Here is a 14,920-nt window from a genome sequence, read left to right as displayed (position 1 = left end):
CTGCATAGCAATGATGCTCGACGCAAAAGTGCGTAATTCCACCATTCGCTCGATTCTTCATGACCGCTTCCGCGCCGTCGCCCAGTCCCCCGGCGTCGACCTGGCCACGATGCTCAAGTACGGCCTGATGGCCCGAAGACGCCAGCATGTGCGCGACGCCGTGCTGGCCGTGCTCGCCGTGGCCACCCTGGCCCTGCTGTCCAGCTCGCTCGTCCTGCTCCCGATCTTCCTGGCCTGGCTCGTCGTCTTCGCCGAGCTCTACGACGCCTACGAGACGGTCATCCTGACCCGGCTGACCCGCGACTCCTTCGACCCGGCCGAGGCGCCGCTGCCCAGCTCGCCCGCGCTGCGCGACCATCTGGTGGACATCGCCGACCGCGGGGCCGGGAACGTCACGGTGTTCGCCGACTACTCCCCCTTCGTCGGCTACGGCAGCCGGATCAACAACTGGTCGTTCACCATGAACGTCGCCAAGGCCCGGCCCGGCGAGACGGTCGTGCCCTTCGCCGTCGGCGAGCTCTACGACCGGGTGGCCGCCGAGATCGCCGCCCTCGGCCTGCCCGGTCTCACCGTCGGTGACAAGCTCTTCGTCAACGGCCTCGACCTGCGCTACGAGACCGACCCCGAGCTCCAGGCCGCCGTGCTGCCCGACGCCCTTCTGCCGCCCGTCCCGACGGTGAGCGAGAGGTTCATCCACCAGCTGCGCGACAACCCGCGCACGCGGGCCCGCCCCTACCTCACGGTGAGCGTGACCGGCTGGGAGGGCGAGGTGGTGATCTCGATCTTCCTGCGGTTCGTGCTGCTCGCCGAGAAGGGCATGATGTTCACCGAGGCCGGCTACTCGCTGCTGCCGCCGCTGCGGGAGTCCTACCGCGAGGTCGACCGCCTGGTCAACTGCGCGCCCTCGGAGCGGATGGCCCGCATCGCGCTGTCGGCGCTGCGGCGCACCGCCGCGGGGCTGGTGCTGGCCCTGCCCAACACCCTCGCCGCGCTCTCGGAGCCGGGAAGGCGCAGGCGGCAGCAGAAGGCGAGCATCAAGGCCATCCGCGGCCACACCTTCAACTACGGCGCCGCCTACAACCCCCGCGAGCACGCCACCGACCACCTCTACCACCGCTACTTCCAGCAGCTCGACAAGGAGATGTACGTCAAGGCCGCCGAGCAGCGCATCATGGACGCCGTCGCCGACTTCCTGGAGGAGCACAACGTCGACGTGAGCGACCTGCGCGACCGCCAGACGACCATCCTGAACAACGGCATCTTCGTCACCGGCCAGGCCCAGGTCACCGGGGCCAGCATGGCGGCCGGCGCGGGCGCGGTCGCGCGGGTGGAGAGCCGCATCAGGCAGGGGGTCGGCCAGGCCGCCGCGGCGGCGCAGCGCCGGACGCCGGCCGGGTGACGCGCTCCCCGGGCGTCCCGGGCGTCCCGGGCTCGGGGGCGAGCGGTCATCGCGTGTCGCGCAGCCCCAGGATGTAGGTCGCGGTGAGCGCGACGGCGCGGTCGTCGTCCTGCGCCAGGTCGGCGAGGGCGCGTGACGCGGCGGCTCCCGGGATGTCGGCGAGCGCCTGCGTCAGCCGCCGGCGCGCGGACGGCTCGGCGCCGGGCCGGGCGAGGCGGTCCACGAGCCCGGCGGCGATCGGGTCCGCCGCGCCGGGGCGGCCCGCCAGCGTGCTCAGGGCGTCGGCCGCGTCGACGTCGTTCGTGCCCTCGACGACCATGTCGATGAGCGTGGGGACGGCGTCGTCCACTCCGCGGGCCCCGAGCGCCAGGGCCGCGTAGCGGCGGACCACGGCGTCGGGGCCGGTCAGGGCGTCCCGGAGGAGGGCGGTCGCCTCGGCGTCCGGGAGCTCGGCGATCGACTGGACCGCGCGCTTGCGCACCTCGGCCGCCGGTGCGTGCAGGCCCTGCGCCAGCAGCACGGCGGCGCCCTCGCCCGACTGCGCCAGAGCCCATCGCAGGGCTCCGGCGACGTTCGGGTCGCTCTCGCTCAGTGCCGCCTCGACCAGCGCCTCCACCGGGACCTCGGCGACGGAGGACAGGGCCGCGCTCTGGCGCCGGGCGGCGTTCTTCGACCCGAGCGCCTGCAGGAGGGAGACGACCTGGAGCACGTCGTCCCAGCCGGCGGGGTCGGCGGCGTCGATCCGGCGCAGTCGCGTGAGCAGCTCCGTCTCGGCCGCGATGCGTTCCCTGGTGCGCCGGATGAGGTCCTCGACGAGCCCGGACGGCGTGAAGCCGGGATCGTCGAGCGCCCGGCCGACGTCACGCAGCGACAGGCCCAGCGACCGCAGGCTCTCGATGTGGAAGATCCGCCGGATGTCCTCGGCGGAGTACTCCCGATAGCCGGCGTGGCTGCGGCCGGTCGGGCGCACCAGCCCGAGCGCGTCGTAGTGGCGCAGCATGCGGGCGCTCACCCCGGACCGTCGCGCGACGTCGCCGATCAGCACAGCCCATCATCCTCCCTGGCCGCCGGCGCCGAGGGCCACGACGCGCTTCGCCTCCTCGATCGCGAACTCGAATCCGGCCTCCGGGTCGCGCAGCAGCCGTTCCGTGGCCCCGGCGTGCACGCGCACGCCGGGATCCGGGTCGGTCATCGCGGCCCGCAGCACCGGCTCGATCACCTCGCCGAGCGCGACCAGCGCCCGGCTGAGGCTCAGCCGGGTCTCCCGCGGGCCGCGTCCGAGCTGTGTCGACAATACTTCGGCGAGGCCGGGCCTCTCGTCGTCGGGTGCCAGCAGCACCGCGGTCCGCCAGGCGCTCCGGGCCACCTCGTCGTCGGCGTCGGTCAGCAGCTCACGGGTGATCGCCGGCCACGCCCGCCGGTCGCCGATCTTGGACAGCGTGTGCAGCGCCTGGCTGCGTGCCTGCGCGCGTTCCGAACGCAGCTCGCCGAGCAGCCTGGGGACCGTCAGCTCCGCCGGGTGGCGGGTGAGCGCCCAGGTGAGCATGTCCCGCACGTGGAACTCCGGCTCGACCGCGCACCGCTCGACGAGCGCGCCGACGAGGCGCGGGTCTGGCGTCGTGCCCACCGCCAGGGCCGCCCGCAGCCGTACGGACGGGTCGCCGGCCGCCAGCCCTCCGGCGGCGCCGGTCAGGTCCGGGTCCTGTTCCTGCCTGGTCATCGTGACCACCTCCTCGGCGACCAGTGAAGACCTTGTCACAGTGTCAAGGTCAAGCGGTCAGTCGCGCGGCCCGGTGACCGCGTGCTGCCGTTCGGGCGCCACGGGCATCGGGCGTTCGTGGAAGCCGCCCTGCGCGCTCCGGACGATCACGCCGCTCTCCGGCCCGTGCTCCAGGTCGTGCCGGTCCTGGAGGCGCAGGCCGAGGCAGAGCCGGTGGGTCAGCCAGAAGGCGACGACCGGGCCGAGGAGGACGGCGTACCTGAAGAAGATCGTCACGTCCTCCACCGAGAGGTGGAACTGGTGGGCGAGCTGGTCGTTGGCCGCGGCGGCCCACAGCAGCCCGTAGAAGGCCACCCCGGCGGCGGCGACGGCGGTCCGCACGGGCGCCTCGCGCGGCCGGTCCAGCACGGCCGGGCCGGTCGCCTCGGCGGCCAGGCGGCTCCTGCTCTTGGGCCGGCCGAGCGCGTCGCGCCGGCCGGAACGCCGCAGGACAAGGCGCTCGCCGAGCGGGTAGCCGGCCAGCACGGTGCAGAACAGCCCGGGAACCACCAGCGTGGGCACCAGGACCGCGAGGCTGAGCGTGTACCCGCCGATCGTCAGCTCCCAGCCCGGCATGATCCGCAGCGCGCCGTCGAGGAAGCCCATGTACCAGTCGGGCACCGAGCCGGCCGAGATCTGGCCGGGCCCGGCCGGGCCGTACAGCCAGATGGGGGCGATCTGGAAGGCCAGGCCCAGGATGACCAGGACCCCGATCGTGGTGCCCGCCATCAGCGGGCGCGCGCCCGCCCGCGCCGGAAGCGGCGCGGCGAACCGCGAGTGCCCGTGCCGCCGCACCAGCCATTCACGGGCGGCGAGCAGCGCGACCATGGCCGCCGGGATCACCAGCACGTGCGTCCAGTACATGGCAGGGATGACGCTGTCGCCGGGGAACCCGGCGCCGAAGAGCAGCTGCGCGCCGTACGACCCCACGACCGGGATCGACAGCAGCACCGACTGGATCAGCCACAGGCTGCCGCCGGAGAGCATGTCGTCGGGCAGGATGTTGCCGGTCTCCCCCGCGGCCATGCCGAGCGGCAGCAGCGTCACCCAGATCAGCCACTGCGGCACGCGCGGCCGCCGGAACGCGCCGGTCACGAACATGCGCAGCAACTGCAGCGCGACCGCCGCCACGAACACCAGCGCCGACCAGTGGTGCACCTGCCGGACGAAGAGCCCGCCGCGCACCTCCAGGCTCAGCCGCATGGCCGAGTCGAACGCCCTGCTGACCGGGATGCCGCTCAGCGGCGTGTACACGCCCTGGTAGAGCACCGGGGACATGTCCGGGTCGAAGAACACCATGAGGAACAGCCCGGTCACCACCAGCACGGCGAAGGACCAGATCGCCACCTCGGCGAACATGAACGACCAATGACCGAGCCCCGACGACTGACGTTTCCGCACCGATGAGCGCATCGGACCCTCCTCGTTTCGCCTTCGCCTTCAAGACGGGTTCGGCGGCCGGGATGTGACGTCGAGGAGGGTGAGTTACGTCATACGAGGTCGTTCGAGGCGGACGGGCCCGCCGGAGTCGAGGCGCTCCGGCGGGCCGCGGACTCACCCCTTCACCGCTCCGCCGAGCAGCCCGGAGACGAACTGCTTCTGGAAGACGAAGAAGATGAGCATCAGCGGCAGCGTGGCCAGCAGCGCGCCCAGCATCAGGCCCGAGTAGTCGACGCGGGTCAGCCCGGTGAGGTGGCTGAGCGCGACCGGCAGCACGTACTTCTCCTCGCTGGTGAGCATGAGCAGGGGCCAGATGAAGGAGTTCCACTGGCTCATGAACGTGAAGATGACCAGCGCGCCGAGCTGCGGCCGGACCACGGGCAGCACGATCCGGTAGAAGATCCGCAGGTCTCCGGCCCCGTCCAGGCGTCCGCTCTCGATGAGCTGGTCGGGGAAGTCGAGGAAGGCCTGGCGCATGAGGAAGATGCCGAACGAGTTGGCCAGGAACGGGATGACGATCGACTCGTAGGAGTCGACCCAGCCGATGCTGGCCATCATCTGGAACAGCGGCACCAGCAGCACCTGGAACGGGATCATCATCGTCGCCAGGATCACCGCGAGCAGCAGGCCGCGCCCGCGGAAGCGGTACTTGGCCAGGCCGTACCCGCCCATGGCGCTGACCAGCACGGACAGCGCGGTGTAGACGAGGGCCGTGCCGAGGCTGTTGAGCACCACGCGGGAGAAGCCGATCGTCTCCTCCAGCGACCTCAGGTTGTCCAGCAGGTCGTCGCCGGGCAGGAACGGGGGCGGGCTGCGGAACAGCTCGGACGTGTCGTGCGTGGAGGCGACGAACATCCAGTAGAACGGCGCGACGCTGACCACCGCGCCGGCCGCCATGAGCAGCCAGAGCAGCAGGCGTTTCATGACTTCTCCTTCCCGAACCACTTGAACTGGGCGTAGGAGAGCACCCCGATGAGCAGCACCACCACCCAGGCCATCGCCGCGGCGTAACCGAAGTCGAACTGCTTGAAGCCGACCTGGTAGAGCAGCAGGATCGGCGAGGTGGTGGCGTCGTCGGGGCCGCCGTCGGTGAGCAGCTTGTTCTCGTCGAAGAGCTGGAGGGTGCCGATCGTGGAGGTGATCGAGCAGAACAGGATCACCGGCTTGAGCTGCGGCACGATCACGCTGACGAAGGAGCGCAGCGGCCCGGCCCCGTCGATCGAGGCGGCCTCGTACTGCTCCTTGCCGATCGCCTGGAGGCCCGCCAGCAGGATGATCATGTTGTAGCCCGTCCACCGCCAGGTGATGGACGCGATCAGCGCCACCCGCGCCCAGGCCGGGTCGTCCAGCCAGGCGATCTCGGCGCCGAGGAGCTGGTTGACCATGCCGCCGTCGGTGCGCAGCAGCACCCGGAAGACCACCGCGTAGGCGACCAGCGTCGTCACGGCGGGCAGGAAGTACGCGATCCGCAGCGTGGCGCGGAACCGCAGCCACGACTGGTTGAGCACGTACGCCAGCGCCAGCGCCAGCCCGATCATGATCGGGACCTGCACGACCAGGATCAGCCCCACGTTGACCAGGGACTGCAGGAACCTGTCGTCGTGCAGGAGGCGCTGGTAGTTCTCCAGGCCGGCCCATTCGGTCAGGCCGTCCTCGGTCCGCTGGAGGCTCTGCCAGAGGCTGGCCCCCAGCGGGTAGGCGAAGAAGAGCGCCAGCAGCGCGGCGGCGGGCCCAGCGAAGATCCAGGGGACCAGGCGGCGCCGAACGGTCATCCGATCTCCCGCTTGGTGGCGGACGCGATCTGCTCGGCCGCCTCGTCCAGCACGGCCTTGGGGTCCTTGCCGCCCACCACCGCACGCTGCAGCAGCTTCTTCAGCAGCTCGCTGGCCTCGGCGTCGTCGTCGGTGGACTCCACGGCCGGGATGGCGCGCACCTGGTCGGCGAAGATCTTGTTGACCGGCTGCCCGTCGAAGTACTCGACCGGCTCGGAGAAGTACGGGTCGGCCAGCGCGGGCAGGTAGGCCGGGAAGAGCGACTCCTGCTTCATCATCGACAGCTGGCTGTCCTTGTTCGCCGTGACGAACTCGACGAACGCCCACGCCGCCTGCTGGTTCTTCGTCTGGCCGGTGACCGCCAGCATGGACCCGCCGTTGGCCGAGGTGCGCACCCCGCCCGGCTCGAACGCGGGCAGCGGGATCACGCCGAACTTGCCCTTGAGCTCCGGCATCTCCGAGACCAGCGTGCCCGTCCACCAGACGGCGGTGGGCGCGACGGCCGCCTTGCCCTCCTTGGTCGCGGTGACCCGGCCGTCCCAGCCCTGCTCGTTCTGGAGCAGGCCCTTGTCGTTCATCGTCTTGATCAGGGTCAGCGCCTTGACGGCGGCCGGGGTGTTGACCGCCACCTTGCCGTCCACGAACCTGCCCTGCTTCTGCTGCTGCAACAAGGTGGTGAACAACGGCTCGCTGTTGCCCAGGTCGGAGACCATGAGCTTCTTGCCGGTCTTGGCCTTCAGCGTCTCGCCGGCCTTGATCAGGTCGTCCCAGGTCTGGATGTCCTCGGCCTTGATCCCGGCCTGCTCGAAGTAGTCGCGCCGGTAGAACAGGCCGACGGGCGCGGAGTCCCACGGCAGCGCGAACAGCTTGCCGCCCTCGCCGGAGGCCGTCTGCCACTTGGCCGGGTCGAAGTCGGCCTTCAGCTTGCCGGCGACCGGGCCGAGGTCGGCCAGCCCGTTGGGGAAGTTCTTGGCGTAGCCGGGGACCCGCTCGTCCTCAAGGTGCACGACGTCGGGCAGGCCGGTGCCCGACTGCATGCCGACCGTGACCTTCTCGTAGATGTTGTCGTAGCCGACGTCCGTCACGTCGATCTTCACCTTGGGGTGCAGCTTGGTGAACTCGGGCGCCAGACGCTTCAGGGCGGTCGCACCCACGTCGAACGACCACACCTTGACCTCGCCGGACAACTCCGCGGGGGTGGACGCGGCGATCGAGGGAGCGGGCCCCTTGGCCGCGCCGGTTCCGCCGGTGGCGCATCCGGCGGCGAGAAGTCCGGTGGCCAGCAGCCCGGCGGCGATTGTGTGGATCTTCACGGTGACCTCTTGGATCTGTAACATGTCACACTCTGAATACTGAGTGCTGAGTAACGTACGCTGAATACGCTTGGTGCACCAGAGGTGAAATCGAACCGTTCCCGATGGATGTGCGCGGACGGGCGGAAAGGCCGTTGCGTCCTGCTCGTCCGGCCGGGATGATCGGCCGCCATGGGGAACGTGCTGCTGACCGGGGCCACCGGAGGAATCGGAAGGGCGCTGGCCGCCGCGCTCGGCCAGGCCGGGCACCGGGTGATCGCCGTCGGACGCGACGTCGGGCGGCTGGACGTCCGCGGCGTCGAGGCCGACCTGGCCGATCCCGCGTCGCTGGCCCCCGCCATGGAGGAGCTGACCGCCGAGCTGACGGAGATCCGCGCGGTGGTGCACTGCGCCGGCATCTCGCCCGTGGAGGCCGTCGCCGAGGCCGGCCCCGACACGTGGCGGCGGACGATGGCGGTGAACGTGGCCTCCGCCGCCGAGCTCGTCCGGCTCGCGCTGCCCGGGTTGCGGAACGCCAAGGGCCATGTGATCTTCGTGAACGCCTCCCCCGGGCTGACCGGCGTCCCGCGCTGGTCGGCGTTCGTGGCCAGCAAGGCGGCGCTGCGCGAACTGGCCGACTCGCTGCGCGCGGAGGAGGCCGTCCACGGCGTCCGGGTCACCACGGTCTACCCCGCGGCCACGGCGACCGACCTGCTGGGCGAGGTCAGGGCCGCCTTCGGCCGCCCGTACGACCCGCAGGCGTGCATCCGGCCGGAATCGCTGGCCGCGATGGTCGTGTGGGCGCTGAACGCGCCGGCCGACTCCTACGCCTGCGAACTGTCGGTGCTGCCGGGCTGAATCCCGCTCACTCCGTCACGACGATCTTGCGGTCACCGCTTCAGGTACCCCTACGGCAACGGCGCGCACGCCACCTGGCAGCCCAGGCCCGGGGGCCTGCGGCACCTCGTCCCCAGGCCGGCCGCCGCCGCCGCGCCCGAGCACGAACGGCGGGCGTCCCGGGATCGGGCCCGTGGCTCAGCGGATCCGGTCGGTCGGGTCGACGCCCACCTTGACCAGCACCTCGGTCGGGCCGGGCATCGGCCGCGCCGGCTCACCTCGGGGCCGCCCAGGACGTCCTGGGTGAGCGCCCGCGCCTCAGTGCTGGGCCGCGGTGCCGAGCTCGACCACGATGTGGGGCGACAGCGCCCGCAGGAAGCCGGGCGCGTCGAAGATGCGCCCCGCCGAGGCCACCCCGGCGGCCCTGGTCCGGCCGGTGAGGATGCGCTCGACGGCCTCCACCGCGAGCGGCGCGCTGACGGCGTAGATGTCCCGGCCGCGGGCCACCGCCCGGCGTTCCCGGTCGCCCGAGCGCACGACCACGTCCACGACGAACGGCTGCGCCGACCGTCCGTGCTCGTCGGCCGCGACCGGGGCCGGGGTGTCGGGGTTCACCACGTCCGTGGCCGCCTCGACCGTCATGTAGTTGCGCACCTCGGGGATGTCCAGGTGGCTCGGGACGGTCACGATGTCGGCCATCGAGAACTCCGCGATGACGTCACGCGTCCCCGTCGGCTCGGGGAAGGACCACTTCTCGGCCGGCGCACGGTCGTCGCGGTACTCCAGCCGGCCGCCGGCGTGGCGGACGCGCTGGCCGTCACGCCGCTCCCTGGAGACCTTGCCCGCCGCCCGGGTGCCGGTCGTGGGGTGCCAGCTGTCCAGCCCGTAGGCCACGTGCGCCTGGTCGGCGCCGGTCCAGTCGTCCATCGCCGCCGTGACCAGCAGGTCGCCGAGCCCGCCGAAGAAGGCCATCGCCGGGACGATCACCGCCCCCGCCTCCCGGGCGCGCTCGGCGAACAGCTCGAAGGTGTCCACGTTGGCCTCGATCTCGGCCGCGACGTCCACGTACGGGACGCCGGCGCGCAGGGCCGCCTCGATCACGGGGGCGGCCGTGGCGGCGAAGGGCCCGGCGCAGTTGATCACCGCGGCCACGCCGTCCAGGGCGCGGTCGAGCGCCGCCGGATCGTCCACCGACGCCTGCCTCACCTCCAGCCCGGGGTACTCCTCGGCCAGCGCCTTCAGCGCGTCGCCGTCGCGGCCCGCCAGGACGGGCACCAGCCCGCGCCGCACCAGCTCCGCCACCACGAAACGGCCCGTGTGCCCGTAAGCGCCGTAGACCGCCACCTTGTTCTTCGTCAGCTCTGCATGCGTCATGCGGACATCCTGGCGGCCCATCGCCTCGCCGCACGAGCGTCCGGAACGACATGATGCGTACAATTCCGGACGTGACCACAGTCGCGGTAGCCGTCGCCGACGGGATCCTGCACTTCGAGCTGGCCCTGGCCTACGAGCTGTTCAGCTCGCCCCCGCCCGCCCCCGTCGACCACTGGTACGAGCCGGTCATCTGCGGAGCCGGCCCCGTACGGGCCGACGGGCGGTTCCTGCTCGAACCCGACGCCGGGCTCGACCGGATCGTCCGGGCCGACACGGTGATCGTCCCCGGCTGGGCCGAGGTGGACGTCGAGCCGCCGGCCGACCTGGTCGCGGCCGTGCGCGCGGCGCACGAGGCGGGCGCGCGGGTCGCCTCGCTGTGCACGGGCGCGTTCGTCCTGGCCGCGGCCGGCCTGCTGGACGGGCGGCGGGCCACCACCCACTGGGCCCACACCGACACGCTGGCCGCCCGCCATCCCCGGATCCAGGTCGACCCCGACGTGCTCTACGTGGACGAGGGCAGCGTGCTCACCGCCGCGGGCAAGGCCGCCGCCCTGGACCTGTGCCTGCACCTGGTCCGCCGCGACCACGGCTCGGCGGTCGCCAACGCGATCGCGCGCCGCCTGGTCGTGGCGCCGCACCGGCCCGGCGGCCAGGCCCAGTTCGTGGCCACCCCCGTCCCCGAGCCGCACGGGCATCCGCTCAGCGACCTGCTCGCCTGGGCGGGCCGACACCTGGACCAGCCCCTGACGGTGGAGGACCTGGCCCGCCGGGCCAACATGAGCTCGCGCCACCTCGGCCGCCACTTCAGGTCCATGACCGGCACCACCCCGTTGCAGTGGCTGCTGACCCAGCGCATCCGCCGCGCCCAGGAGCTCCTGGAGACCACCGACGACGGCGTGGACGCCATCGCCGAGGCCACCGGCATGGGCACCGCGGCCACGCTGCGCCGGCACTTCAACCGCACGGTCGGCGTGCCGCCGGACGCCTACCGGCGCACCTTCCGCGCCCGCGGGGCGACGCCCGCTCAGCGGCCGGCGGGGTGGAAGTCGTAGGGCTTGGAGTCGTACACGTAGTAGACGCAGTCGGCGCCCGCGGCGCACTTGCCCCAGTGCTCGGCCTTCGACGGGTAGTACAGGTAGTCGCCCGCGCCGATCCGGTAGGTCTTGTGGCCCTTGACGTTCCACAGCATCACGCCGGAGACGCCGACGACGTGCTCGGGGCTGGTGTGCCAGTGCGGGGAGAAGGGCGTGCCGGCCTTGAGGGTGAACATGGCCTCCGAGGGGCCGGTCTTCGGGTCGCCCTTCAGCTGTACGAACGTGCAGCCCTTCAGCCCCTCGCAGGGCGACCCGGCCTCCTTGTGCGAGTGGTGGACGACCTTGCCGGGGCCCGAGTCGGCGTACGCGCCCGGGGCGCCGAGCACCATCAGAGCCAGCGAGCCGGCCGTGATCACTTTCTTGAGCATCTCGATCTCCAAGTGGACTGTGGTCCGAATATGTCCGGCAACTTATCGGACTGCGGTCCGCTTCGTCAAGGGCGGCACCACCCGTCGCCGCGTGCCAGACTCCTGGCCATGGCGGACTCGACCAGGCCGGACGGCGACGGCGGACAGCTGCGCGTGGGCGTCCTCGGGCCGCTCACGCTGGCCACCGCGGGCGGCCCGGCCCAGGTCGGCGGCGCGCGGCTGCGGGCGCTGCTGGCCAGGCTCGCCCTGGACGCCGGGCGGGCCGTCCGGCCCGAGACCCTGGCCGAGGCGTTGTGGGACGACGCGCCGCCGCAGGCCCCCGTGCACGCGCTGCAGTCGCTGGTGTCCCGGCTCCGGCGCGTCCTCGGGCATCCCGGGCTGCTCACGTCCGGCCCCGCCGGGTACCGGCTGGCCGTCGAGCCGGACGCCGTGGACGCCGTGCGGTTCGAGCGGCTGGTCAGGCAGGGGCGGGCGGCCGCTCGGGACCGGCCCGCCGAGGCGGCCGCCGTCCTGCGGGAGGCCCTGGGGCTGTGGCGCGGACCGGCCCTGGCGGATGTGCGGGCGGCGCCGTTCGCCGCCGCCGAGGCCGACCGGCTCGAACGCGCCCGTCTGGCCGCCCTGGAAGACCGCGTCGAGACCGACCTGACCCTGGCCGCCGACCTGACGCGGGTCGCTGGCCTGACACTGGGCGAGGACCTGACAGTGGGCGAGGACCTGACGTTGGGCGACGGCCTGACGTTGGGCGACGACTTGGCGGGAGTCGTCGGCCTGAGATCGGGCGCGGATCTCGGCCTGGTCGCCGAGCTGGAATCGCTGGCCGCCGCCCACCCGCTGCGCGAGCGCCTGCACGCCCAGCTCATCCGGGCGCTCGCCCGCGACGGCCGCGGGGCCGAGGCGCTGGCCGCCTACCAGCGCATCCGCGACCGGCTCGCCGACGACTTCGGCAGCGACCCGGGACCGCACCTCCAGCAAGCCCACCTGGCGGTCCTGCGCGGCGACCTTCCCGGCCCCCGCCGACCGTCGAGACCGTCGGCGCAGTCCGGGCCCTCCGAACCCTCCGGGTCGTCGGGGCAGCCAGGGTCCTCCGGTGCCTCGGGGCAGTCCGGGGTGTTGGCGGGGTGGTCCGGAGCGTTGCCGTCGAGTCGGGCGCGCGGCAATCTCGACGTCCCGCTCACCAGCTTCGTGGGCCGCGACGAGGACGTGCGCCGGGTGACCGGCCTGCTCGGCCGGGCCAGGCTGGTCACCCTGGTCGGCCCCGGCGGGGCGGGCAAGACCCGGCTGGCCGGGGCGGTCGGCCGGCGGCTCACGCCGTCCGGCGGGGTGTGGTTCGTGCCGCTGGCCGCGGTCGGGCCCGACGACGTCCCGCGGGTGCTGCTCGACCTGCTCCGGACGCGCAAGGAAGGCGCACCCGCGCGGGCCGAGCCGGACGGCCTGGTCGAGCTCCTCGCGGACGACGACCTGATCCTCGTGCTGGACAACTGCGAGCACGTGATCGAGGCCGCCGCCACGCTGTGCGGGACGCTGCTCGGCCGCTGCCCGCGGCTGCGCGTGCTGGCCACCAGCCGCGAACCTCTGCGCATCGACGGCGAGACCCTGCACCCGGTGCCGCCGCTGGACCTGCCGGAACCCGGCGCGACGCCGGAGGCGGCCCGGTCCGTCGCGGCGGTCCGGCTGTTCCACGACCGGGCCGCCGCCGTACGGCCCGGCTTCGTCCTGGAGGGCGGCGCGCTGGCGGCGACCGTCGAGATCTGCCGCCGCCTCGACGGCCTGCCGCTGGCCATCGAGCTGGCCGCCGCCCGGCTGCGCGCCCTGCCGGTCGAGGCGGTCGCGGCCCGGCTGGACGACCGGTTCCGCCTGCTCACCGCCGGCAACCGGACGGCGCTGCCGCGCCACCGCACCCTGGCCGCCGCCGTCGCCTGGAGCTGGGACCTGCTCGACCCCCGCGAACGCTCCCTGCTGGAACGCCTGTCGGTCGTGCGCGGCAGCTTCACCGAGGACACCGCAGCGGCCATCGGCAGCGCGGACGCCGTGGCGATGATCGCCGGCTCGGACAGCGTGGCGGACGTCGGCGGTTCGGATGATGTGCCGGAGTTGCTGGCGGCGTTGGTCGACAAGTCGTTGCTGCACCTGGTGGACTCCGCCGACCCGGCCGAACCCCGCTACCGCCTGCTGGAGACCATCCGCGAGTACGGCCTCGCGCGGCTGGCCGAACGCGCCGAGGTCGCCGCGACGCGCGACCGGCACGCCCGGTTCTTCCTGCGGCTGGCCGAGGCCGCCGACCCCCACCTGCGTACGTCGGACCAGCTCCGCCCGCTGGCCCGCCTGTCGGCGGAACGGGACGACCTGTCGGCCGCGATCCGCTGGACGGTCGAGTCCGGGGACGCCGGGCGGGCCGTCCGGTTCGGCGTCGCGCTGAGCTGGTACTGGTTCCTGCGGGACTTCCCGCCGGAGTCGCTGGACCTGCTCGGACGCGTGCTCCGGGCCGACGGCCCGGCCGACCCGCGATCCCGCGCGCTGGTCGCCGCCGCCCACGCGATCGCCACCGTCGAGGCCGCCGGGCCGGAGGAGACCGACGCCGCGTTCGACCGGATCAGGACGGCTCTGGCACAGCTCGTCCCAGGCACGCATCCCATCGCCGAGATGGCCCGGTTGGCGGTCGGGATTGCCGCGAAGGGCGACCACGCCGTACCGGCCGAGGGGACGGATCCGTGGAGCCGGTCGCTGGCGCTGCTGGTCGGCGGCGTGCTGGCCATGAACGCCGGCCACCTCGCCGAGGCCAAGGACACCCTGGCCCGCGCGCTGGCCGGCTTCGAGCGGCTCGGCGAGCGGTGGGGCCAGGGCATGACGCTGAGCGCCCTCGGCTCGGCGCTGGTCCGGTCGGGCGAAGGGGCCGCCGCGCCCGTCCTGGCCGAGCGCGCCACCCGATGCTTCCGCGAGCTCGGCATGCCCGAGCACACCATGGAGAACGAGGTGGCCGCCGCGCTGCACCGGGCCGAGTCCGGCGACGTGGACGGCGGCCGCCGGGACCTGACCGGCCTGCTCGATCGGGCCGGGCGGAGCGGGTCGGCCGAGTCGAGCACCCAGGCGCGCCTGGGCCTGGCCCGGCTGGAGCTGGCCGCCGGGCGGGCGGCGGCGGCCCGCGAGCACGCCTTGGCCGGGCTGGCCTGCGCCCCTCCCGACCGCTCGACCACGCCGCCGCTGACCGCGCTGCTGCTGGGCGTACTGGCGCGGGCAGACCTCGCCGAAGGGTTCCCTTGCCAGGCGGCCCGCCGGCTCGACCATCCGGCGGTGCGCCTGACGCTGACCTGGCACACGCCGGTCGCGGCCGCGACCGCGGTGGTGGCCGCCGCGATCGAGCTCGGCCGGGACCGGCCGGAACGGGCCGGGCGGCTGCTCGGGGCCGCCACCGTGCTGGGCGGCTGGACCGGCCCCGGCGACGCCGACCTGCGCCGGCTCCCCCGGCGGGCCGAGGCCGCCCTGGGCGCCGCGGGGTTCGCCGCCGCCCATGCGGGCGGCGCGGCGATGTCACGAGCAGAGGCCGAGAACCTGGTGACGGCGACCATAACCGCGCCGCCCAACTAGCGC

Annotated in this window: 12 protein-coding genes; 4 read left to right on the top strand and 8 right to left on the bottom strand. The window is 73.3% G+C overall.

Going from position 1 to position 14,920, the window contains the following annotated elements:
* The first annotated feature begins 28 nt into the window (after positions 1–28).
* A complete protein-coding gene (locus ACIBST_RS34300) occupies positions 29–1,399 on the top strand; it encodes a hypothetical protein (RefSeq protein WP_397177745.1) in 1,371 nt (456 codons plus the stop codon).
* 46 nt (positions 1,400–1,445) lie between these two features.
* Here ACIBST_RS34300 and ACIBST_RS34295 read toward each other — a convergent pair whose 3' ends face one another.
* From ACIBST_RS34295 to ACIBST_RS34270, 6 genes are all read right to left on the bottom strand, one after another.
* Entirely contained in the window at positions 1,446–2,444 is a 999-nt protein-coding gene (locus ACIBST_RS34295; protein WP_397177744.1) for a HEAT repeat domain-containing protein, read from the bottom strand.
* Between the two features lie 6 nt (positions 2,445–2,450).
* Positions 2,451–3,119 (bottom strand): HEAT repeat domain-containing protein, encoded by a 669-nt coding sequence (locus tag ACIBST_RS34290; RefSeq protein WP_397177920.1) that lies wholly within the window; start codon positions 3,117–3,119, stop codon positions 2,451–2,453.
* A 57-nt stretch (positions 3,120–3,176) separates the two neighbouring features.
* Positions 3,177–4,571, bottom strand: a complete 1,395-nt coding sequence (locus tag ACIBST_RS34285; RefSeq protein ID WP_397177743.1) for a cytochrome bc complex cytochrome b subunit — start codon at positions 4,569–4,571, stop codon at positions 3,177–3,179.
* Between the two features lie 141 nt (positions 4,572–4,712).
* Positions 4,713–5,522: a carbohydrate ABC transporter permease gene (locus ACIBST_RS34280; protein ID WP_352356636.1), complete on the bottom strand. Its 810-nt coding sequence runs from the start codon at positions 5,520–5,522 to the stop codon at positions 4,713–4,715.
* Positions 5,519–6,370, bottom strand: coding sequence for a sugar ABC transporter permease (locus ACIBST_RS34275; protein ID WP_352356638.1), 852 nt, complete (start codon positions 6,368–6,370; stop codon positions 5,519–5,521). The genes ACIBST_RS34280 and ACIBST_RS34275 overlap by 4 nt, the downstream gene beginning before the upstream one ends.
* Positions 6,367–7,683, bottom strand: a complete 1,317-nt coding sequence (locus ACIBST_RS34270; protein ID WP_397177742.1) for an ABC transporter substrate-binding protein — start codon at positions 7,681–7,683, stop codon at positions 6,367–6,369. The genes ACIBST_RS34275 and ACIBST_RS34270 overlap by 4 nt, the downstream gene beginning before the upstream one ends.
* Positions 7,684–7,854: 171 nt before the next feature.
* On the opposite strand from ACIBST_RS34270, the gene ACIBST_RS34265 reads away from it, so the two are divergent.
* Positions 7,855–8,520, top strand: coding sequence for an SDR family NAD(P)-dependent oxidoreductase (locus tag ACIBST_RS34265; protein ID WP_397177741.1), 666 nt, complete (start codon positions 7,855–7,857; stop codon positions 8,518–8,520).
* Between the two features lie 297 nt (positions 8,521–8,817).
* On the opposite strand, the gene ACIBST_RS34260 is transcribed toward ACIBST_RS34265, so the two are convergent.
* Entirely contained in the window at positions 8,818–9,873 is a 1,056-nt protein-coding gene (locus ACIBST_RS34260; RefSeq protein WP_397177740.1) for a saccharopine dehydrogenase family protein, read from the bottom strand.
* A gap of 71 nt (positions 9,874–9,944) precedes the next feature.
* Here ACIBST_RS34260 and ACIBST_RS34255 point away from each other — a divergent pair, with 71 nt between their 5' ends.
* The gene (locus ACIBST_RS34255) at positions 9,945–10,925 is read left to right on the top strand and encodes a helix-turn-helix domain-containing protein (RefSeq protein ID WP_397177739.1); all 981 of its coding nucleotides are present in this window, start codon (positions 9,945–9,947) and stop codon (positions 10,923–10,925) included.
* Here the strand turns inward: ACIBST_RS34255 and ACIBST_RS34250 are convergent.
* Positions 10,898–11,335, bottom strand: a complete 438-nt coding sequence (locus ACIBST_RS34250) for a cupin domain-containing protein (RefSeq protein WP_397177738.1) — start codon at positions 11,333–11,335, stop codon at positions 10,898–10,900. The two genes, ACIBST_RS34255 and ACIBST_RS34250, sit on opposite strands and share 28 nt — an antisense overlap.
* 108 nt (positions 11,336–11,443) lie before the next feature.
* On the opposite strand from ACIBST_RS34250, the gene ACIBST_RS34245 reads away from it, so the two are divergent.
* Entirely contained in the window at positions 11,444–14,917 is a 3,474-nt protein-coding gene (locus ACIBST_RS34245; RefSeq protein ID WP_397177737.1) for an AfsR/SARP family transcriptional regulator, read from the top strand.
* Positions 14,918–14,920: the final 3 nt, after the last annotated feature.

The organism is Nonomuraea sp. NPDC049684 (genome assembly GCF_044465345.1).
In the GTDB taxonomy this organism is placed as follows: Bacteria; Actinomycetota; Actinomycetes; order Streptosporangiales; family Streptosporangiaceae; genus Nonomuraea.
Note: the sequence above shows the minus strand (reverse complement) of the source record. Positions and strands in the feature narration are given on the sequence as shown.